This is a genomic window from Nocardia sp. NPDC049149 (assembly GCF_043197455.1).
Lineage (GTDB): Bacteria > Actinomycetota > Actinomycetes > Mycobacteriales > Mycobacteriaceae > Nocardia.
On record NZ_JBICTD010000003.1, the window covers coordinates 616,614 to 636,008 of the forward strand.

General features: G+C 66.2%; 20 protein-coding genes. 6 read left to right on the forward strand and 14 right to left on the reverse strand.

Annotated features, from left to right (window positions below; genetic code table 11):
* Positions 1-32: 32 nt before the first annotated feature.
* From ilvD to ACGFNJ_RS13715, 4 genes are all read right to left on the reverse strand, one after another.
* Positions 33-1,739: a dihydroxy-acid dehydratase gene (ilvD, locus tag ACGFNJ_RS13700; RefSeq protein WP_393446996.1), complete on the reverse strand. Its 1,707-nt coding sequence runs from the start codon at positions 1,737-1,739 to the stop codon at positions 33-35.
* Between the two features lie 100 nt (positions 1,740-1,839).
* Positions 1,840-2,898 (reverse strand): DUF1295 domain-containing protein, encoded by a 1,059-nt coding sequence (locus tag ACGFNJ_RS13705; protein WP_393446998.1) that lies wholly within the window; start codon positions 2,896-2,898, stop codon positions 1,840-1,842.
* Positions 2,899-2,914: 16 nt separating this feature from the next.
* Positions 2,915-3,952, reverse strand: coding sequence for an oxygenase MpaB family protein (locus ACGFNJ_RS13710; RefSeq protein WP_393447000.1), 1,038 nt, complete (start codon positions 3,950-3,952; stop codon positions 2,915-2,917).
* A 36-nt stretch (positions 3,953-3,988) separates the two neighbouring features.
* Positions 3,989-4,630: a TetR/AcrR family transcriptional regulator gene (locus tag ACGFNJ_RS13715; protein ID WP_393447002.1), complete on the reverse strand. Its 642-nt coding sequence runs from the start codon at positions 4,628-4,630 to the stop codon at positions 3,989-3,991.
* Between the two features lie 278 nt (positions 4,631-4,908).
* Here ACGFNJ_RS13715 and ACGFNJ_RS13720 point away from each other — a divergent pair, with 278 nt between their 5' ends.
* Positions 4,909-5,571 carry a TetR/AcrR family transcriptional regulator gene (locus tag ACGFNJ_RS13720; protein WP_069159874.1) on the forward strand — a complete coding sequence of 221 codons (663 nt, stop codon included), beginning with the start codon at positions 4,909-4,911 and terminating at the stop codon, positions 5,569-5,571.
* Positions 5,572-5,583: 12 nt separating this feature from the next.
* Here ACGFNJ_RS13720 and ACGFNJ_RS13725 read toward each other — a convergent pair whose 3' ends face one another.
* The 6 genes from ACGFNJ_RS13725 to ACGFNJ_RS13750 form a co-directional block, all read right to left on the reverse strand.
* Positions 5,584-7,020, reverse strand: coding sequence for a purine-cytosine permease family protein (locus ACGFNJ_RS13725; protein ID WP_393447004.1), 1,437 nt, complete (start codon positions 7,018-7,020; stop codon positions 5,584-5,586).
* A gap of 144 nt (positions 7,021-7,164) precedes the next feature.
* The gene (locus ACGFNJ_RS13730; protein WP_393447006.1) at positions 7,165-7,851 is read right to left on the reverse strand and encodes a respiratory nitrate reductase subunit gamma; all 687 of its coding nucleotides are present in this window, start codon (positions 7,849-7,851) and stop codon (positions 7,165-7,167) included.
* 108 nt (positions 7,852-7,959) lie between these two features.
* On the reverse strand, positions 7,960-8,142 hold the full coding sequence (locus tag ACGFNJ_RS13735) for a hypothetical protein (protein WP_393447008.1): 183 nt from the start codon (positions 8,140-8,142) through the stop codon (positions 7,960-7,962).
* A 135-nt stretch (positions 8,143-8,277) separates the two neighbouring features.
* Positions 8,278-9,291, reverse strand: coding sequence for a hypothetical protein (locus ACGFNJ_RS13740; RefSeq protein WP_393447010.1), 1,014 nt, complete (start codon positions 9,289-9,291; stop codon positions 8,278-8,280).
* Positions 9,278-10,654: a hypothetical protein gene (locus tag ACGFNJ_RS13745; RefSeq protein WP_393447012.1), complete on the reverse strand. Its 1,377-nt coding sequence runs from the start codon at positions 10,652-10,654 to the stop codon at positions 9,278-9,280. Before ACGFNJ_RS13745 ends, ACGFNJ_RS13740 begins: the two co-directional genes overlap by 14 nt.
* Complete coding sequence (locus ACGFNJ_RS13750) at positions 10,651-10,974, reverse strand: hypothetical protein (RefSeq protein ID WP_393447014.1); 324 nt, start codon at positions 10,972-10,974, stop codon at positions 10,651-10,653. Before ACGFNJ_RS13750 ends, ACGFNJ_RS13745 begins: the two co-directional genes overlap by 4 nt.
* 356 nt (positions 10,975-11,330) lie before the next feature.
* Between ACGFNJ_RS13750 and ACGFNJ_RS13755 the strand changes: the two genes are divergently transcribed.
* The 3 genes from ACGFNJ_RS13755 to ACGFNJ_RS13765 all read left to right on the forward strand — a co-directional run bounded on the left by ACGFNJ_RS13755 (position 11,331) and on the right by ACGFNJ_RS13765 (position 13,997).
* Positions 11,331-12,185: an ABC transporter permease gene (locus ACGFNJ_RS13755; protein WP_393447016.1), complete on the forward strand. Its 855-nt coding sequence runs from the start codon at positions 11,331-11,333 to the stop codon at positions 12,183-12,185.
* A complete protein-coding gene (locus tag ACGFNJ_RS13760) occupies positions 12,178-13,005 on the forward strand; it encodes an ABC transporter permease (protein WP_393447018.1) in 828 nt (275 codons plus the stop codon). Before ACGFNJ_RS13755 ends, ACGFNJ_RS13760 begins: the two co-directional genes overlap by 8 nt.
* Before the next feature lie 128 nt (positions 13,006-13,133).
* Positions 13,134-13,997 carry an ATP-binding cassette domain-containing protein gene (locus tag ACGFNJ_RS13765; protein WP_393447836.1) on the forward strand — a complete coding sequence of 288 codons (864 nt, stop codon included), beginning with the start codon at positions 13,134-13,136 and terminating at the stop codon, positions 13,995-13,997.
* Positions 13,998-14,048: 51 nt separating this feature from the next.
* Here ACGFNJ_RS13765 and ACGFNJ_RS13770 read toward each other — a convergent pair whose 3' ends face one another.
* Positions 14,049-14,744, reverse strand: a complete 696-nt coding sequence (locus ACGFNJ_RS13770) for a DUF4389 domain-containing protein (RefSeq protein ID WP_393447020.1) — start codon at positions 14,742-14,744, stop codon at positions 14,049-14,051.
* Between the two features lie 230 nt (positions 14,745-14,974).
* The gene (locus ACGFNJ_RS13775) at positions 14,975-17,032 is read right to left on the reverse strand and encodes a CocE/NonD family hydrolase (RefSeq protein ID WP_393447838.1); all 2,058 of its coding nucleotides are present in this window, start codon (positions 17,030-17,032) and stop codon (positions 14,975-14,977) included.
* A gap of 131 nt (positions 17,033-17,163) precedes the next feature.
* Between ACGFNJ_RS13775 and ACGFNJ_RS13780 the strand changes: the two genes are divergently transcribed.
* On the forward strand, positions 17,164-17,826 hold the full coding sequence (locus tag ACGFNJ_RS13780; protein ID WP_393447022.1) for a TetR/AcrR family transcriptional regulator: 663 nt from the start codon (positions 17,164-17,166) through the stop codon (positions 17,824-17,826).
* Here ACGFNJ_RS13780 and ACGFNJ_RS13785 read toward each other — a convergent pair.
* Positions 17,823-18,143 (reverse strand): hypothetical protein, encoded by a 321-nt coding sequence (locus ACGFNJ_RS13785; RefSeq protein WP_393447024.1) that lies wholly within the window; start codon positions 18,141-18,143, stop codon positions 17,823-17,825. The genes ACGFNJ_RS13780 and ACGFNJ_RS13785 overlap by 4 nt on opposite strands.
* Positions 18,144-18,535: 392 nt before the next feature.
* Between ACGFNJ_RS13785 and ACGFNJ_RS13790 the strand changes: the two genes are divergently transcribed.
* A complete protein-coding gene (locus tag ACGFNJ_RS13790; RefSeq protein ID WP_393447026.1) occupies positions 18,536-19,063 on the forward strand; it encodes a DUF4254 domain-containing protein in 528 nt (175 codons plus the stop codon).
* A gap of 3 nt (positions 19,064-19,066) precedes the next feature.
* On the opposite strand, the gene ACGFNJ_RS13795 is transcribed toward ACGFNJ_RS13790, so the two are convergent.
* Positions 19,067-19,363: a hypothetical protein gene (locus tag ACGFNJ_RS13795; RefSeq protein ID WP_393447028.1), complete on the reverse strand. Its 297-nt coding sequence runs from the start codon at positions 19,361-19,363 to the stop codon at positions 19,067-19,069.
* Positions 19,364-19,395 lie beyond the last annotated feature (32 nt).

Here is a 19,395-nt window from a genome sequence, read left to right on the forward strand (position 1 = left end):
GAAGGGTCCACCGCTCAGCCGTGGACGGGTTGTCAGTCGCAGACGGCGCCGTACGAGGCGGAGCCGACTAGTCTCGCGTACTTGGCGAGGACGCCGCGGGTGTAGCGGGGCGGCAAGGGTTTCCAGCCTTCGGCGCGGCGGGCGAGTTCCGCCGGATCGATGAGGAGGTCGAGGGTGCCTGCGCCGACATCGAGGCGGATCTGGTCGCCGTCCTGGACGAAGGCGATGGGGCCACCGTCCACTGCTTCTGGGGCGACGTGTCCGACGCAGAGGCCGGTGGTGCCGCCGGAGAAACGGCCGTCGGTCAGCAGCAGCACGTCTTTGCCGAGGCCCGCGCCCTTGATCGCGGCGGTGATGGCGAGCATCTCGCGCATACCGGGGCCGCCCTTGGGGCCTTCGTAGCGGATGACGACGACATCGTTTGCGGTGATGGTGCCGTCCTCGAGTGCGTCCATTGCGGCGCGCTCGCGGTCGAAAACCCTTGCGGTGCCAGTGAACACGTCGGAGTCGAACCCGGCCGACTTCACCACGGCCCCGCCGGGCGCCAGCGAACCCTCGAGGATGGTGATGCCGCCGGTGGGATGGATCGGCGACGCCATCGCACGGACGACCTTGCCGTCCGGATCCGGCGGTGCGATATCGGCAAGGTTCTCCGCGACGGTCCGGCCGGTCACGGTGAGGCAATCACCGTGCAGCAGACCGGCATCCAGCAACGCCTTCATCATCACCGGCACGCCGCCGATCCGGTCGACGTCGGTCATCACATGTTTGCCGAACGGTTTGACGTCGGCGAGGTGCGGCACCCGGCGGCCGATGCGCGCGAAATCGGCAAGCGTCAGTTCGACATTCGCCTCGTGCGCGATCGCAAGCAGATGCAGCACGGCATTGGTGGAACCGCCGAACGCCATCACGACCGCGATCGCGTTCTCGAAGGCCTCGCGGGTCAAGATGTCCGATGTGGTGATGCCACGCCGGATCAGCTCGACCACCGCTTGCCCGCTGCGCCTGGCGTACCCGTCGCGGCGGCGGTCGGTCGCCGGCGGCGCCGCACTGCCCGGCAGCGACATGCCGAGCGCCTCGGCCGCGCTGGCCATGGTGTTGGCCGTGTACATGCCACCGCACGCGCCTTCACCAGGACAGATCGCCCGCTCGATGGCGTCGACATCCGCGCGGCTCATCAGCCCGCGCGAACAGGCGCCGACCGCCTCGAACGCGTCGATGATGGTCACCTCGCGCTCGCTGCCGTCGGACATTTTGGCGATGCCAGGCAGAATCGACCCGGCATAGAGGAAAACGCTGGCCAGGTTCAGCCGCGCGGCCGCCATCAGCATCCCCGGCAGCGACTTGTCGCAGCCTGCCAACAGCACCGAGCCGTCGAGCCGCTCGGCCTGCATCACCGTCTCGACGCTGTCGGCGATCACCTCCCGCGACACCAGGGAGAAGTGCATCCCCTCGTGCCCCATCGAGATGCCGTCGGACACCGAGATGGTGCCGAACTGCATCGGGAACCCGCCGCCCGCGAACACGCCGTCCTTGCAGGCACGGGCGAGCCGATCGAGCGAGAGGTTGCACGGGGTGATCTCGTTCCAGGACGAGGCCACCCCGATCTGCGGCTTTCCCCAATCGTCGTCACCCATGCCGACGGCACGCAGCATGCCGCGCGCCGCGGTCTTCTCCAGGCCGTCGGTGACGTCGCGGCTGCGTGGCTTCAGGTCAGGGACGTTCGAATCGTGAGGCACGGTTGCCCATCATCCTCCGTCCGTATCCGGTCGAGCCGCCGACCACGCCGACGGCCTCGTGAAACGCAAGGCTGACCGGTGTCATGGCTGGTCAGCGCGGTCATTCGATGGTCGGGACGACCCAGCCGCTGCGGTTGATCTGCACCGTCGGATCGAACACCTGCGTCCCGTTGAACTCTTGCGGCACCGCCGGGAACACCTCGGTCGGTGGCTCCGTCGGCGACGGCGGCTCCGGCTTGTCCTCGCGACGGCGCCCTGGGAAGAACCGGTTGGTGGTGCGCTGGTATTCGGCATAGTCGGGCCGCGATTGCACGCTGTAGTACTCGGTGGGAACGGCGCCGGTGTAATAGACGAGCGTGTAGTAGAGCACCGCGGAAATGCTCAGCAGACCGATGAGGGTGATCACCCACAGCGCGCCGGGTGTGTCGTCGCGGCGGCTGATCAGGGTCGGCAGGACGAGCAGGATCACCGCGTTCCACTGCATCCATTGCCCGAAGTAGTTGGGGTGGCGGCTGTATCGCCAGAGGCCAACGTCGCAGGTGCGCCGCTTCGCCAGCCGTTCGACGCGTTCGAGGAACTGCGGCTTCTGCCAGTCCGCCACCGACTCGAAGCCGAAGAACAACGCCCACAACACCAATGCCACGATCTCGACCACACCGAGCGAACGCGGATGCGCGGCGGCAAGCAACGCGGGAATGGCCAAAATGGTCATGTTGGCCAGCCCGCGAAGCATGATCTCGACCTGGACCGACAGTCGTTCATTGCGCAAACCGGCTGTCTCCCAATGCAACCGCCGATATCGGTAGCGCGCCGCGTCCCCGGTCAGCGCACCGGTGGTCCCGGCGAGCGTCGCCCAGATCCCCAGCCGAAGGCCGATGACCACGTAGATGACGCCGACCGAGACCGTCAGCGACGAGTCGATGCCGCCGAGCGCGAGTGTCAGCACACCGAGCTCGACCAGACCCCAGGACCAGGCCAGGTCGACGTAGCTCATGTGCCCGGTGCGGTACGCGGGCACACTCGCCAAGACGCCGAAGAGGACACCTTGGATCACCAGGTTCGTCACTGCGAACTTCGTCAGATCCGACTGCCACGCCACAGCGATGAAAATGCCTGCGGCGGCGAGATATTGCGCAATCCGAGCCCGGGTCACCGACATCTATCCTCCTTCGTGCTCACCCGAAAGCGAGCAGCGGTTGACTCCCGTCGGGAGCAGCGTGCTCGGGCATGGGCTGTGCGTCGCGCGCCGCACGGATCCGCGCGTACTGCTCGACGGGAGTTTCGACGCCGTAGTGGGCGCGAGCCTGTTCCGGCGACCAGACCACGGGGTTGTCCGGGGTCACCTCGCACAGGATCGGATCCACCACCGGAACGGTCAGCGGGCTGGCCATGCCGAGGACGAATCGTTGAGCCGCAACGCTTTGCGCGAGCATTCGAAACATGGCGCGCATCGCGACGGTCACCACCGCGTCGGTCACCGCCGACTGATGCACGCCGCCCATCTTGCGCATCCAGCCGGGCAGGGTGGCGATGGTCGCCTTACGGAACACCGTCTGGGTGAGCTTCGCGACCGGCCACAACACCGGCGAGTCCGGCAACAGCGTCGACGCGCTGTCGAGCAGTTGATCGACATGCTGTTGTGTCGCTTCGGTTGCCGCGAGAATGGGACGCATCCGCGCGTAGTAGGCGCGCATCTCTTCGCGTGAACGCGGCACGGTGTCGAGGTCGATGGTCTGGAACTGCGCGGCCCGCGCGCACTCCGCCCAGTACTGATCCTCTTCTGCCGGAGTCAGTTTGCCCGGCCCGAACTTCTCGTAGGTGTAGAGCACCGAATGCCAGGCCGTCAGGTGAATCCACAGCTGCGCCTCGGGATCGTTCGCGTCGTAGCGCAATCCGCTGATCGGCTCGGTGCCGGTGATCTTCGAGTGGATCTTCACCAGGATGTCGGAAGCCTTCAACACCGAACGGCTGTCATGGAATACGACGGTGGCCATGTACTGCAAGGTTCGGTCATAACGCAGGGAGGGGCGTTTGCTGACCGCGCCGGTGTCGTTCACCGACGCCAGCAGGAACGGCTCGTACATCTCGGTGACGACCGTGCGCTGGAACCCGACCGACAGGGTCGTCGGATACCGGAACACCTTCCAGGCCACCGAATCCGGGCCGAAGAAACCGTAGTCCTCGTGCGGGACCACTGCATCGTGGTTACTCATCGCCTGTCCACCTCTCACTGCTCGGGCGGCATCGAGCTACGTGCTCAGCCCGAAAACCATGGGCACCAACGTGCGTCGCGCGTAGGCGCGGATCGACTCGTCGGTGCGCAGATCAATACCCTGCGCGGTCGGCATCAGCACGCAGGCCGCGAACAGCATCGCGATGCTTTGTCCGGCCTCGTCCGGATCCAAATGCGTTGCGTAGCCATCGGATTGCCCCTGCCGGAGCAGCTCGGCGACAACGCCGCTGCCGAGCTTGAGCAACGCCGCGTCGTCGGCGAGGCCTGCGGCGACGAGCCGGTCCGGCTCCAGCGCCGCGGTGCGCGCGATCACCGGGTGTTCGCGGGCCATCCGCATGCAGGCCACGAAACCCTCGACCAGCCGGCTCGGGTGATCGTGCACGTTCTCGACCGCACTGAACACGGTGTCGGCCATGCGTCTGCCCTCGCGCATGGTCGTCGCCTCGATCAGACCGTCGAGATCGCCGAAGCGGCGGTAGACCGTTGCCCGGTTCACGCCCGCACGCCGGGCGATCGCGTCGATCTTCAAGCGCGCGACGCCGGTCGCCGCCGCCTCCGCGACGGTGGCATCGAGGATCCGCTCCACCGTCCGATCGGTGGACTCGTCCCTGCTGCCGAAGAATCCGGCGGCCAGGAGAGCGGCGATGCTCTGCTTCATGAGCTCGACCCTAAGGCCAAAATCCGGCCGATGCAACACTTTGTGTTCATTCTGTTGCATCTGCTGCAGAGGACTATCGGCGTCGATCTCGGCCGCACCGGCGGCGCGCACGGCACCTGACACGACAACCACCCATCGAGCCGGCGCCGCCCGAACCCGCAGGTCCGCAGGGTAGATCGCCACCATGCATGCTCCCGAATTGTATGGTACAAATGAGACACTGAGCGTCCGATCGTCTCGAAGGTACTGTTGAGGCCCGGGAGACGACAAGGAGAGCCGTGACGAAAGTGACGAGGGACACGTTGCTGGACAAGCTGGCGGCACCCGATCCCGAGGTGCTCCGCCTGCTCGATGACGCAGACGAGGTCACCGAGCGGATCCTGGCTGCGGCCTTCGAGCAGATGGCCGTCGTCGGCTGGCGGCGTTCCACCGTGGAAGACGTCGCCAAGCGGGCCGGACTCGGCCGCGCGACGGTCTACCGCAAGTTTCCCAGCAAGAACGCGCTCACCGAAGCCGTCCTGCTCGCCGAGCTACGCAAGTACCTCGCAGGCAGCACCGCCGCCACCAGCGATCAGCCGACCGTGGCCGATCGCATGGCCGAAAGCTGCGCCTACACCGTCGAATTCCTGCGCGATCATCCGCTGCTGCGTCGGCTCCTGGAAACCGAGCCGGATGCCATCCTGCCCTCGCTGACGGTCGGCGCGGGTCCGATCGTCGACATGTTCCGCGAGTTCTGCGTGACCCTGTGGCAACACGAGTTCTACCGCGACACCACGATTTCGGACGAGGAGCTGCGGCATCTGCGCACCGTGGCCGAGCTGCACATCCGAATCACCTTGTCGCTCATCCTGACCAAGCCCTCGGCCATCGAGCTGGACACCGCCGAGCAGGCCAGGATTTTCGCCCGCCACTACCTGGTGCCGATGCTGGACGCCAAATAGCCTGCCGCGCAATCACACTGACGCCGGATCCGGCATGGTTGCCGCAGGGTAGATCATCCGGTCCGGCGGGTTACTCGTCCGACGAGCCCACGGGTAATAGATCGCCGCAGTGAACACGATGCCGACGATCCAGGAAATGTCTGCGCCGCCGAGCTTTTCGGTGAGCGGGCCGGTATAGAGCTGCTGCGCCAGAAACGGAATCTGAGCCGCGATGCCGAGCGCGTAGCAGACCAGCGCGGTGCTGTTCCAGCGCCCGTACCGCCCCTGCGGGTCGTACAGCGCCGGAATGTCGATGCGTTCGCGCGAGATCAGGTAGTAGTCGATCAGGTTGATCGCGCTCCACGGCGTGAACACCATGAGCAGGGTGAGCACGAAATTCTTGAAGTTGCCCAGGAAGTCGGCGCTCGCCCCGATCGCGATGACCATCGACACCGCGGTGAAGCCGACGATGTAGGCGGCCCGCGCAACGGGCGTGGCGCGCGACTGCCCGGTGAACGCGCTCACCGACGTCAGCATCGACATGAATCCGCCGTAGGCGTTGAGGCAGTTCACCGTCAGCTTGCCGACCACGATCACCAGGTAGATCAGGAAGGCGAGCACCGCGGGGCCCGCGAGCCCGCCGATGAACCCGACTTGGTTGCCGAGGAACGCTTTTCCGGCCACCGCCGCGACCAGCGCGCCGAATGTCATCGACCACTGCGAGCCGAGCACGCTGCCTGCGAAGGTCGCCAGGAAGGTGGTGCGATCGCTGGTCGAGCGCGGCAGGTAGCGCGAATAGTCCGCGACGTACGGCCCGAACGTCAGCTGCCAGCCCGCGCCGAGCGAGATGGCCAGCACGAAGGTCACCATGTCGAACGGCTTCACGCCGACGAACGCGCTCACGTCGTACTCGGTGCACAGCCGGACGCCGAGGTAGGTGAAGCCGACAATGCCGACCACGGTGGCGATCCGGCCGATGACGTGGATCAGCCGATAGCCGGTGACCGCGACCACCGCGGTGAGCGCCCCGAAGATCAGGATGCCGACCGTCGTGTCGTCGATGTGCAGAATCTTGTTCACCGCCTGGCCGGCCAGCACCGTGCCCGTCGCGGCGAAACCGAGGTACATCACCACAACGAGCAGCAGCGGAACCACCGCGCCGAAGACGCCGAATTGTGCTCGGCTGGAGATCATTTGAGGCAGTCCGAGGCGGGGCCCCTGTGCCGAGTGCAGTGCCATCACGATGCCGCCGAGGATGTTCCCGACGAGCAGGCCGATGATCGCCCACAGCGCGTCGGCGCCGAACACCACCGCGAGCGCGCCGTCGACGATCGCGGTGATCTGCATGTTCGCCCCGAACCAGAGGGTGAACTGGCTGCGCGGGGTGCCGTGGCGTTCCGCGTCGGGAATGACCTCGATGGTGCGGCGCTCGATCGGCCCGGCCGCGTCGAAGTGCTTGTCCTGCGCCATGGGCCCGCCTTCAGTCGTACGAACAGCTATGGACGTCCGGGACCAGACCCGTGAGCCGTCACTGGCGTCCGATCAGCAGTATGGCCCACACTGGTCGGTCTTGTAGGGCGATGACACATCCGGCTTTGCGGCCCATCGCACCCGTTAGGTCTGTTGCCCAGCTGCGCGCAATCGGGTGCGACTCGCGGCGAGTTCGGGCCGAATCCGCAGGATGAAGCGAATGACCGGATCGGCGAAGATGCCTGCCAGCCGGGTGTAGGGCCAGATCGCGAGGAACGACAGCACCGCGAGCCCGCGAGCCTGATAGATCAACGGGGCATTGGCCATCGCTTCGGGATTCGGATGCAGCGTGAACAGCGACCGGAACCAGGTGAACAGCGTTTCGGTGGTCAGATTCGCACCGGCGGAGGAGTTCGGGTCGAACTTGACCGCCACCCAGGACAGCAGCGCGGCCACCATCAGCGGAAAGGTCAAGCGATCCAACGGCGTCACCGCCTGCCTGGCCGGCGTGCCGATCATGTCCGGCACGAACACCAGCACGGCGCCGACCGACCCGGCCACGAGTGCGCACACCTCGACCACCGCGAGAACGATGTCGAGCGGCCCGTCGGGATGATTGTGCGGCCCGGTGAAGAACAGGTCGGTCAACCGGACGACAACCAGCATCCCGATGCCGATCCGCAGCGCGGGCGCCCCGATCCGTTGCGCCCGATCGACATCGGGCCCGGTGATGTACCAACTGAAACGGTCGTGCCGATACCGCCAGACGTGGCCGACCGCGAAAGATAGAAAGGCACTGTACGGCAGGATGATCCACAGCAGCGACATCATCGCCTCGACTCGCCTTCTCCGTCTTACGATCGGGTGCGAACAACCATGTCAGACATGGCATTGGCAAACAAGGGTCGTTACCGAGGGAAACCCTCGGTAACAACACGCTTACCGGGTGATCGTCGTGGCTCGCTCCGGTGTTAACGGAATCACACCTGGTGCTTGCTGATCCACCGCACTCGTCGCACCGATGACCTCAGCGCAGGGGTGCGGCGCACTCGCGATCACTGCGGACAAGATGAACCCGACCACCGCCGCGACCTCGCCTACCGCCTGCTTGTCGACACGCATCTCGGATCCCCTTTCTTCCGACCGAACGGTATCAACGCGACGGCGCGGTGCCCAGCCGTCACTTTCCGTGCCCGCATTGCCGGGGGTACTCCAGCTCGTCACCGAACCGTCCACCGCGGGAACGGGATTCGGCGCTCAGGCGGACGCGATGGCCGTGATGAGGGTGCGGGAGGCGAGGGTCCTGGTCGTGATGAGCTGAGTGAAGGTCCGCGGCTGCTCACCTGGATACTGCTGCGTCAGTTTCACTTCCCAGTGCGCGAGACCGTCGTCGCCGTCGCGGGAGCGGCTGATCTGCACGCAGTAGCGGGTGCCGACGGGAATCAGGTTGATGCCGCGCTGGATCTGGTCGGCGGGCGACACGATCGCGTTGTCGGCGACCACCGCGCGGGCGCGATAGCCGGAGCGTTCCACGTAGTAGGCGTATTCGAAGGCGAGGATCGCGTCGGGTCCGTTGGCGGTGCCGCCGGGATCGGTGCCGGAGACGACGTCGGCGGTGCGCTTCTGTTCGCACCCCTGGGTCGCCAGGGCGGAGGCCTGCGCGGGCGGCGGCGCCGACGTCGCTGTGCTTACGGTGCTTGTGCCGGTCGGGCCTGGCACCGCCGACGCAGCGGAGGTGGCCGCGGTCGACGATGTGCCGGAACCGAATCCGTTGATGGCGGTGGCCAGGATCGAGGCCACCGCGATTCCGACGCCGAGCACGATCAGGACAGCGAGCACCTTGTTGCCGCGCGGCTGCTGATCGCGGCGGCGCGTGGGATGTCGCAGCGGGACACCGGGATGGATGCCGGACCGGTTGATGATCGCCGGCGGTGGCGCGACATTGTCGTCGTAGCTCTCGGGCGGTAGCTCCGCTGCCCGCGCCGCGTAATCCGGCTCGTCCAGTGGCTCCGGCGGCTCGGCCGCGACGGGCGGGTCGAGCCATTCCTCCCAGTCCCCGGTGCGCCGCAGCCGATTCGGCGGGCGCTCCGGGATGTTCGGTTCTGGCACGTAGACCTCCGGATCTCGACGCCGCATCGGGTTGCGGCGGGCCGCCGAGCGCCGTCGCTTCCGTGCCTTGCCGGTGGGTACGCGCAGCATGGGCAGCCCGGTGTCGAACGGATTGCCTTGCCCTTCTTGCCGACCCGGATGGTTCGGGTCAGAGGGTGTCATCGTCGTAGTCGCCGAGCACCGGGGTCACGGCAACCACAGCGGTCGGCACGGTCACGCCGAGCTGACCCTCACGCGACTTGTGTTCCTTGTCGTCCGGGGCCGGCCCTGGCGGCAACGCCACACCGCCGGTGGTCCCCGGATGATGCTGCTGGCCGGGATCGGCCGCCCGCGGCGCCGGATCCGAGGGGGCAGGCGCGGGCGCGGGGGCGGGCGCCGGACGCGATTCGGGTTGCGGCGCTTCGGCTCTCGTGGTCGACGCGGCTCCGTTGTTGGGTGGGATCACCGTGCCGGGTCCGCTCGGCGCGGGTGTCGACGGCTGCGCGGACGGCCGCCCGCCGGTCCCCGCACCGAAGTCGAACAGCTTCGGCGAGCCCGGGGAGTTCGCGCTCGCTGAGTTGTCGCCGGTGGTGCTGCCCGGCCGGATCGCCTCGGTGACCGCCTTGTCCGCCCCGGCCGCCACCGTGTCGATGGCGTGGGTGCCGACATCGGCGACCTTGTCGATGATGTGGGTGCCGATGCCCGCGATCTTGTCGATGATGTTGGTGCCGATGTCGACGCCCGCGTTGATCGCGGTGGTCCCGATCTGCACACCGGCGCTGATCAACTGTTGCTGCAGTTGAAGTTGCGCGGCGAGCGCCGGATCCATCGGTTGTCCGGTGCCGGGAACCGTGGTGCCCTGCCCGAAGGGAACGGTGCCGCCGGTGCCGGTGCCGTACGGGCCGACCGCGTTGTACGGCGAGGTGGTGACGCCGGAGGGTTGGGTGACCGTGAGCGGGCCCATCGCGTCGAGTCGCCTGCTGTGGTCGTCCATCTCGGTTTTCGCGACGTTGACCGTGGTGAGCGCGTCGCGCAGGGCCTGACTCGCCCGCGCGATCACGGCGTCGGTGTCCGGCGCCGCGGTGGCGTTGCCGAGGATCTCGCGCGCATCGCGACGGAAGTCCGCGATGATCTGGTCCACCGTGCGCGCCGCGCGGGAGCTGGTGGCGTGCGCGTCGGACAGCACCCCGAGATAAGCCGGTCCGCGGTCGGAGATTTCGCCGATCTCGGTCTGGGTGGTGCGCAGCGCGGGCACCGCGGCGTCGGCGCCGCGGGAGGTCCACGTCGACTCCAGCGCGTGCAGGCCGTCGCGGTGCGGACCCTCGACGTCGGCAGCCCGGGTCGATGCGGCGGACAGCGCACTGGTGGTGGTCTGGTTCGGCGTCGCGACGCCGGTGCCGAGGCTGGCGCGCAGCTGCAGCAGCGGCTTCACCAGCGCGGCGACGATCGGCGGATCGACGTTCGGGTCCAGGTACATCGGGGCAGGTGCGACCGTGTCGGTCGTCGGCGCTTGCGGCCTGCGGCGTAGTCCGGAAAGGCTTCTCATGTCAGCGTCTCCCCTGTTCGGGTGATGGCGCCTGCGGTGTCGGCGTCGACACCCTGCATGTCGGCGTTGTAGCCGCGCAGTACCTGGCCGTACGTGCCGACGAGTTGCCCAGCGGTCGACAGCGCCTGCGCGTGCTCGGACACCGCGGTGGCGAACCTGGCCGCGAAATCCGCGCCGACCAGCCCGAGATCGGTGGCCAGCTGGTCCGGATTCACCGCGCCGGAGGCGACCGCCGCCGCGTCCGCGAGCTGTTGGGATACCGCGTCGGCGATCGCGGTGTAGGCGGCTACCGCCGCCGGGTCGAGCTTCAGCGTGTCCACCGTTCCCCTCCCGGGTTCCCAGTCTTTCGCTACCGCGACATGATTCGATGACCAGCCTACTGCGCTAACCGGACACCTGTGCCCGATCGTCGCCAGTCGTTGCGCCTGAGTATGGCAACCAACCCCGGCCATGTCATGTGCTGGTCACGCCAGGACTATTTTTCCAGCAATTTCGTGGCAGGGGTGCCGAATCCGTCGGTCAGCGACAGACGGCGCGGACCGCGGCGGTGAGCACCCTCCGGACAATCCGAAGGGATCACGTTTCTAACATTGCCGAGATCGTTGTGTGGCACTTTTCCAAAAACCGTGCGGAACGCTTCCGCGTGTCTGCTCACGGACATTAGGCTTGACTCTTTGTGCGCGGCAGAGCAGCGGGGGACGGATGGCTCGCCGCACGAGGGCACCCGCAGCGCGGCCTAGCGGTCTATGTGCACCTCGCCAAAGCGGGTTTCCGACGACAGTCGCAGTACAAGCTCGCGATGTTCGCCGGGCTGTTCACCAATTGCGTTTTCGGGTTCGTCCGGGCGGCCGTGCTCATCGCCGCGGTACGCTCAGCGGGCGAATTCGGCGGCTACACCGAGGGATCGGTCGCGGCCTACGTCTGGATCTCCCAGGGCCTGCTCGGCGCGACCCAATTCATGGGACCACCCCTCGAGCTGGTCGAACGAGTGAAGAACGGCGACATCGCGATCGACTTCCTGCGCCCGGTCGACGTCCAATTCGCCTATCTCGCCGCCGATCTGGGGCGAGCGGTCTGCACCTTCGGGCCGCGCGTGGTACCGAGTGTGCTGGTCGGCATGCTGACCTTCGGGCTGACCATGCCGACCACGCCCGCCGCCCTCGCCCTGGGGACCGCCAGCGTGGTTCTCGCGGTGATCATCTCGTTCCTGTGCCTGTTCGCGGTCACCCTGATCGGATTCTGGGTTGTCGAGACCAGAGGTCTGCGGGTGCTCTACCAAACCTGCGGCACCTTCCTCGCCGGACTTTTTGTGCCGGTGCACATGTTCCCCGACTGGCTACACGCCATCGCGCATGCCACCCCGTTCCCGTCGATCCTGCAATCACCGGTCGACATCCTGTCCGGGCGGGTCGGTGGCAGCGGCGCGGTGGCAGCGGTTGTGGTGCAACTGTTCTGGGTGCTGGTGATCGGCGCGCTCGGCCGCGTGTTGCTCACCGCGGGGCGGCACCGACTGGAGGTGCAAGGTGGTTGACGCGGCCGCCGGGCGGGCCGGAACCTGGGCCACCCCGTACACGGCCGTGCTCCGTTCCCGGATCCGAGCCCAGCAGTCCTACCGGTTGTCCTTCGCCAGTGAGGTATTCAGCGCGTTCCTGATCGGCATCGTCGAATTCGCCGAGGTATGGGTGATCTTCACCAATGTCCGGGCGCTCGGCGGGCTCGACCTGAACGCGGCGCTGCTGCTGTTCGGCTTCGGCCAGACCACCTTCGCGTTGGCTCAGGTGGTGTTCGGTCACCTCGATACGCTGCCGACGCTGATCAGGATGGGCCAGCTCGACGCGTATCACCTACGCCCGCAACCCTTGCTGCTCCAACTGATCACCAGCGACATCTCGTTGCGCCGCTTTGCCCGCGCAGGCGTCTCGGCGGCGGTGCTCGGCGTCGGGCTGTGGCGCAACGACATCGACTGGGGGCCGACCACATTCGCGCTGGTGGCGATCGCGCTACCGAGCAGCATCGCCCTGTTCGGCGGCGTGTTCGTCTGCGCGGCAGGGTTACAATTCTTCCTGATCGACGGGGCGGAGCTGACCAACAGCTTCACCTACGGCGGCTCCTTCGCCGCGATCCAGCCGGCCTCGGTCTTCCCGACACCGCTGAAACTCCTGTTCGGGTTCGCCATTCCGGTGTCGCTGACCGGATACCTACCCACCATCGCCCTGCTGGGCCTGCCAGGACCGCCGCTGCTGCCCGCGTGGCTGGCCTGGCTTGCGCCGCTGGCGGCGCTGTGGGTGTGGGGTATCGCCTTGGCCCTGTGGCGGATCGGTACTCGGCACTATCAGGGAGGTGGCGGATAAGCGTGGCGGATTCCTGTTCTTCGGACGCGATCATCGACATCGAGGATCTGACAAGGCAATTCACGCTGTCACGCAAGGACGGCAGGGGCTGGCGCCGGCGCCGCGAAGTATTGACCGCGGTCGACAGGATGACCTTCCGGATCGAACCAGGCGCGGCGGTCGGGTATATCGGCGCCAACGGTGCGGGCAAGTCGACCACCATCAAGATGCTCACCGGCATCCTGGTGCCGACCGCGGGCCGGGTGCGCACGTGTGGGCTCGAACCGGTCCGGCAGCGGCGCGAACTCGCCGCGCGCATCGGCGTGGTGTTCGGGCAGCGCTCCCAGCTCTGGTGGGATCTGCCGCTGCGCGAGTCGTTTTCGATACTCGCGGCCATCCACCGACTGGAGCCCGATGCCGCGCGCAAACGGACGCACGAGTTGATCGAGCAACTGGAGATGGCCGACACCCTCTACACCCCCGTGCGCCAGCTCTCGCTGGGCCAGCGCATGCGCGCCGAAGTTGCTGCGGCACTGCTTCATGCACCCGAGCTGGTGATCCTCGACGAGCCGACCATCGGGCTCGACGTGCTGTCCAAACAGCGGCTTCGCGAATTCCTGCGCGCCGAGCGGGCCGATCGCGGCACCACGCTGCTGCTGACCACGCACGACATGGGCGACATCGAAAGGCTTTGTGACCGTGTCCTCGTGGTGGATCACGGCCGCCTGGTCTACGACGGGTCGCTGACCGGGCTTGCGGCCACCGTCGGCGCGCGGCGCGTGCTCGTCGTCGACCTGGCCGAGCCGACACCGGATATCGACGACCTACCCTGCGCGCAACTGCTGGCGTCCGAGGCGGGCGGGATGCGGCAGCGGCTGGCCTTCGACCCCGAACGGACCACCGCGGCACGGCTGCTCGCAGCCGTCTCCGATCGGGCCGAGGTGCGCGATCTGTCCATCGAGGAGCCCGAGATCGAGGACGTGGTGCGCCGGATATACGAATCCGCCCGCTGAGCCGGCGGGCGGATCCGTCGTTCTCTTCAGTTGTGGTGCGGTTCAGCGTGTTCAGGGTTCGCGTGCGCCCTGATCGAGCCGGAACGGCGGATACTCGTCGCGCATCAGGCCCGCGTACACCTGGACCCGGATGGTCCAGCGGGCGATGCCGACGAGGAAGTCGTACAGGCCCTGCGGATACCGCCCGGTGAACAGCAGCCCGATCACCGCGACGAACAACAGGATCGACATCAGCGGGATGCTCGTGACCACGCCCCAGCTGTCGCTGTCTCCCATTCCCCAGGATCCTCCGCTGGTCAGTGCGATGAGGATCAGGTATTGCGGCAGCACGAGCAGCCACCACTTCACCAGCACCAACCCGCGACTCAGCTGCTCCGGATAGTCGATCTCGAGGTCGGCCGGGTACTCGTCGTTCGCCTGCAGGCTGAACGGCGGATACTTGTCGGTCCCGACCACGTACAAGGCATAAAAGCCGACCCGCCAGCTCCAGCGGACTACTCCGACGTTGAAGTCGAATATCGCCTTCGGGTACTTGCCGGTGAACAAGATCGCGAAGAAAGCGACCACCGTCAAAACGAAGTAGGCGATGTGCAAGAAGAACAGCACAATGTAGTGCGGAATGGCCAGGATCCACTTGACCAGCCACATCCACCGGGATAACGCGGGATCCAGATCCCCTCGGACACGAACAGGATTGACCGGATCGGCCGGCTTATTCGAGTTCGCGAGTTCGTTCTCGGGTTCCATGATCGACGCTCCTTTCAGGTGCTTTCGATCCACGCCACAAACCAGGTGCGGAATGTCCTGATTGTCGCGTATTACGAGACCTGCGAGACCACGATCAGGTACCGACACGCCAACAAATAGGGGTGCACGGGTTCGGAGCGTCGCAAACTCCGCCGTAAATCGTGACGGAGCTGATCCCCTCACCGTCCCCCGAGCCTCGACACGCGAGCGGATCAGCTCCACCTAGTTGCTCAGCCGAGCGGCCTGCCCACCGGCAGGTTCACAAAGCTGGGCGCCGCAGGATCGAGCACCACATGTTGCGGCGTCAGCGCATTCAGGATCCCGCCGTCGAACAGCATCGGCGGCGCGAGGAAGCCACGCGGAAAATTACTGGCAAAGACGTTGACGCGCAAGCGATGTCCCGGCTGCAGCACCGCGTCGACCGGGTTGACCGCGACGTCCAGCGTGGTCGGCTGCCCCGGCACAACGGGCTGCCGGTCGGCGAACGTCAGCTTGTACACGGTGCGCGTGTAGTCGCCGTCGGCATCCTTCTCGCTCTTGTCCTCGTCGATGGCGCGCATCGACGCCGCGAGCTGACCGCTGGCCAGCACCGTCGACTGTCCGTCCGGCGCAACATCGTTCACCGTGACCGCCCAGTAGCCCTCGACGTTGTCGTACTTCGTGTTGAGATGCACGGTGATCGGGCCGGACAGCATCGTCGGCTCGCCGACCGGGGCACCGGTGAAGGTGAGCCCGCCCAGCTCGTGAATGCGATCATCGCGCCCACAGAAGTTGGCAACGCTGAGCACGCCGGTGGATTCGACCGCGGCGTCCCGAGAACACAGCGAGGTGATGCCGGTGACCGGCGAGACCGTCAATTGTGCTGCATCCGTAGGTGTTTGCCCGCTCAGCGACCCGTCGTAGACACTGTTCGCCGTGCCGCTACGGGCCGGCGAGAGATACATCCGCTGGTATTCCATCCCCCGGCGCGGGAACTCCGACGTGGTGGTCCAACCGCTGCCCTGTTGCCAGAGCGCAACTGGCCCATACTGATCGATGCCGTTGTCGATCCCCTTGAGCCACTTGTCGAACCAGGCCATCTGCAGCACATCCAACCGCGGTGGCCGACCCGGATTCCCGAAGCCGGATCCGGGATTGGCATGGTAGGTGTCGCCCATGATCAGCTTCTTACGTTCCGGCGGCAGCGGAATGTCGGCGAACGAGCGCGCGCTGGACGAGGCGAATATGTCGTGCCAGCCGCCGTAGACGAACGACGGCACCTGGATCCGCTCCGGATGACTGTCGGTCCACGCGTTGCGCAGCGAACTACCCGGCATCGTCTGCTGCCTGAGCGGTTCCGGGACCGAATCCACGTTGAGCGACAACGCCATCAAGAAGTAGTCGAAGAATTCCAGCGGTGTCTCGATCCGGTCGACCAGCCATTTCAGGTCCAGATGACCGAGCGCGATGCCGACCAGGTCCGGGAAATTCGAGATGATGTCGACCCCGGCGATGTAGAGCGGGCCGAACAACCCGACGCCACCGCCAGGAAATGCGACGTCGGTCAGCACATCGGTACTGCCCTCGACCGGGAAAATGGCCTCGAGCGCCGGTGGATTCTGCTCGGCCGCCTTGAATTGATTGATGGCGGAGTACGAGAGCCCCGACATTCCGATGTTGCCATCCGACCACGCCTGCTTACTGGCCCAGTCGATCAATTCCAGAGTGTCCTCGGTCTCTCGTTGCTGCAAGAACTGCCAGGAGCCCTGCGAATACCCGGTACCGCGCACATCGGCGACGACGTAGGTGTAGCCCTGCTGCACCAGCTTCCGGTCGGCGGCGAACGTGCGCGGCGCACCGCCGCTGGCCGCTCTGGTCAGATCGGTGATCGAGTCGAACGGTGTGCCGCCGAAGTCGAATCTGTTGACCAGTTCGATCAATGCGTCGGACAGCACCGGAATGTTCAGGGCGATGTCGGCGAGCAACGAAGCGAATTTGGTGTACGGGGTCAGGTTCACGATGGTCGGCAGTGGCTCTTCCACGATCCGTCCTGCGGCGTCGACCGGACGATAGATATTGGCCTTCAGCACCGTTCCGTCGCTCATGGTGACCGGCACGTCGAAGTCGATGTGCACCGGTCCTGGATACTTCGGCGGGCCGTCATGGGCGGCGATCCACCCTGCGGCGAGTGCGCCGCCGTCGGGCTGGGTTTCCGCGACCGCCGGGCTCGGCACGATCCACAGTGCGGTCATTGCGGCGGCGACTGTCAGCACTCCCGTGCTGACCAGCGTGCGGCGAACTGTCTTCATCGACATCGAATCTCCTGGCTGACCCGCTTAAAAACGCTGCCGTACCTATCGAAGATGTGAGAGTAACCGGACTCACATCAATTGGGCAAGTATGGCCCGGGTCACATCGACGCGGTGTCTATCCTCAGGGGATGGGACTTGAAGCCGGCGTAGACCGCGGCCGCCTACCGCGCGGCACACACGGCCTGGCACCGGAGGCGGTCGCACACTCACAGCGCATGCGGATGTACCTCGGCGTGGTCGAGGCGGTAGCCGAACGTGGTTATGCGGCAACAACTGTCAGCGATATCGTGGCCCGCGCCAACGTCTCCCGGCGCACCTTCTACGAACTGTTCCGCGGCCGGGACGACTGCTTCTCCGAGGCATTCGAGGCGGCCGTCGGGCTGGTGCTCGGCGAACTCGACACCAGCGTCGCGGCCACGCCGCGCGCCGAATGGCGTGCCCTCATCCGGACGACACTGCAGACCTATCTGCAACTGTTGTCCGACAACGGGATCTACGCCCGCGCGCTGCACATCGAATGCCTGGTCGCCGGGCCGATCGTCGCCGAACAACGCCGTCAGCTGAAAACGCTGCTCGCCCACCGGATGCACGCGGCCTTCCGGATCGGCCGCACCGCAGGCGATATCCCGGTGGACATCCCGCCCGAGACCTTCGAGGCACTCATCGGCGCCGTCGACGATCGCATTCGCGATTGTCTCGACGGGCCTGGGCCGCAGGCATTGCCGAACTTGAGTGCACACCTGTACCAGATCACCATGGCGCTGTTCGGCGTTCCGGACTGGCAGGACTAGACCGGACCGTTCTCCTGTGCGGAATACAGGCTGACTTCCCCGTCCTCGCTGAGAAAGGCGTTGACCAGCATCGTGCCCTGCGCGCGCAGCTCGTCCTGATCCGGCACCTGCGTGGTGATCGAAATCTGAGGTATGACCGCCCAGTTCACCACGTAGCGCTCCGGCGGCCCGTCGTCGTCGGACAGCCGGGCCAGCCGAAATACCGAAACGGTCTTCCGCAAGATGAGGGTGCGCACGACCTCGCCGATTCGCTCCGGGTCTTCCAGCGCGAACATGAACCCGAAGGTCAGTTCGGGTGAGGACACGTAAGCGGGCACAAAGATCGAGGCTAGCCTATCCAACGTCGGCATGCAGCCGCCGCGCCGAAGCGGTTGCTGCTCATGCGCTATCGCGTTCGCGGCGGAACAGCCGACCGTATGATCTTGTGACCGATCCGTGACGGATCATAACGATTTACAAGCGGCTTTCAGATTTGTACACCATACTATTGCGCGGATTCGGCAACCGCGCTTTCCTGAAAGAGTCCCGATTTCTCGGGCCGTCTTCCTCATCGCATCGTCGCGGATTTCCCGGTTTCTTTGCCGTGCTGGTGGACTGTGGGGGTGACGTCCGAGCACGGGGCTGCGCCGGAGCCGAGGGGTGCCCCTCCCCGAAATCCCCCTCGGCCCTGGCGCATCCAGAATGGATCGTTAGCAGGGGTGCGTGCAACATGCCAACCGAATACGCCGGAGTCCGTATCGGAACCGAAGCGCTGCCGCCACCTGCCGAGCTATTGCGCGCGTTCCGTGACGGCCAGAACCGCAACAAGCACAGTGTGCTCGCGGCCGCGCGCGAACTCGTCGAATGCCATGAGCAGCGGCACCAGGCGATGGAAGCGGCGCATGACCCCGAGGCGGGCAATCGGCGGGTCGCGGCGTGCAGTCACCTGGTGGAGGACATCGACGGGCACCGGGCCGAACTTGTCGGACAGATCGACAGCTGGGTGGCAGGCAATGTCGAGCATCGCGGCGGCGCCTCACTGCACACCGAGACGCTCGGCGCGGTCATCGACCGGCTGGCGTCGAAATGGATTGCGGCACAACATGCTTTGCGAAAGACGCCGCAGCAGCGGACGCACCCGGTGCAGGTGGACGGGGAAGCCCACCTGCAGTGGTGCAGGCTCGCCGAGCTGACCGACGGGTACCGGGACTTGATCACCGACGTCACCGAGCACCGGCGCAGGCTGCCGGTGTGGTGAGGATCAGCGTGTCTCGTCGACCCCTGGCTCGACTATCTCGGCGTCGACGAACGACGCCTCGGTAGCCGCAGGCTCGGTCACCGTCGGCTGCGGCGCCGCGGCGTCCTCGGCGTCGAGATCGCCGTCGCGCTCGAGATCGAGCTTCCGCTGCGCTTCGGCATCGCGCCTCGCTGCCGCGGCGGCCTCGTTCATCTCGATCGCGTCGGTGATCCACTCACCGATCTCCCGAGTAACCTCCTGAACGGTGCCGGTGATGATACTGGCAATATTGCCGACCCGCTTGGCACCAGAGGAAGTCAATTCCTGAATGAGATCCTTGTTGCTTTCGAATT

What these genes read in the sequence shown, in the direction of transcription:
- ACGFNJ_RS13705 (WP_393446998.1), bottom strand. Translation starts at nt 2,898, where the DNA reads ATGTCGGTGACCCGGGCTCGGATTGCGCAATATCTCGCCGCCGCAGGC.
- ACGFNJ_RS13710 (WP_393447000.1), bottom strand. Translation starts at nt 3,952, where the DNA reads ATGAGTAACCACGATGCAGTGGTCCCGCACGAGGACTACGGTTTCTTC.
- ACGFNJ_RS13715 (WP_393447002.1), bottom strand. Translation starts at nt 4,630, where the DNA reads ATGAAGCAGAGCATCGCCGCTCTCCTGGCCGCCGGATTCTTCGGCAGC.
- ACGFNJ_RS13725 (WP_393447004.1), bottom strand. Translation starts at nt 7,020, where the DNA reads ATGGCGCAGGACAAGCACTTCGACGCGGCCGGGCCGATCGAGCGCCGC.
- ACGFNJ_RS13730 (WP_393447006.1), bottom strand. Translation starts at nt 7,851, where the DNA reads ATGATGTCGCTGCTGTGGATCATCCTGCCGTACAGTGCCTTTCTATCT.
- ACGFNJ_RS13735 (WP_393447008.1), bottom strand. Translation starts at nt 8,142, where the DNA reads ATGCGTGTCGACAAGCAGGCGGTAGGCGAGGTCGCGGCGGTGGTCGGG.
- ACGFNJ_RS13740 (WP_393447010.1), bottom strand. Translation starts at nt 9,291, where the DNA reads ATGACACCCTCTGACCCGAACCATCCGGGTCGGCAAGAAGGGCAAGGC.
- ACGFNJ_RS13745 (WP_393447012.1), bottom strand. Translation starts at nt 10,654, where the DNA reads ATGAGAAGCCTTTCCGGACTACGCCGCAGGCCGCAAGCGCCGACGACC.
- ACGFNJ_RS13765 (WP_393447836.1), top strand. Translation starts at nt 13,134, where the DNA reads ATGACCTTCCGGATCGAACCAGGCGCGGCGGTCGGGTATATCGGCGCC.
- ACGFNJ_RS13770 (WP_393447020.1), bottom strand. Translation starts at nt 14,744, where the DNA reads ATGGAACCCGAGAACGAACTCGCGAACTCGAATAAGCCGGCCGATCCG.
- ACGFNJ_RS13775 (WP_393447838.1), bottom strand. Translation starts at nt 17,032, where the DNA reads ATGAAGACAGTTCGCCGCACGCTGGTCAGCACGGGAGTGCTGACAGTC.
- ACGFNJ_RS13780 (WP_393447022.1), top strand. Translation starts at nt 17,164, where the DNA reads ATGGGACTTGAAGCCGGCGTAGACCGCGGCCGCCTACCGCGCGGCACA.
- ACGFNJ_RS13790 (WP_393447026.1), top strand. Translation starts at nt 18,536, where the DNA reads ATGCCAACCGAATACGCCGGAGTCCGTATCGGAACCGAAGCGCTGCCG.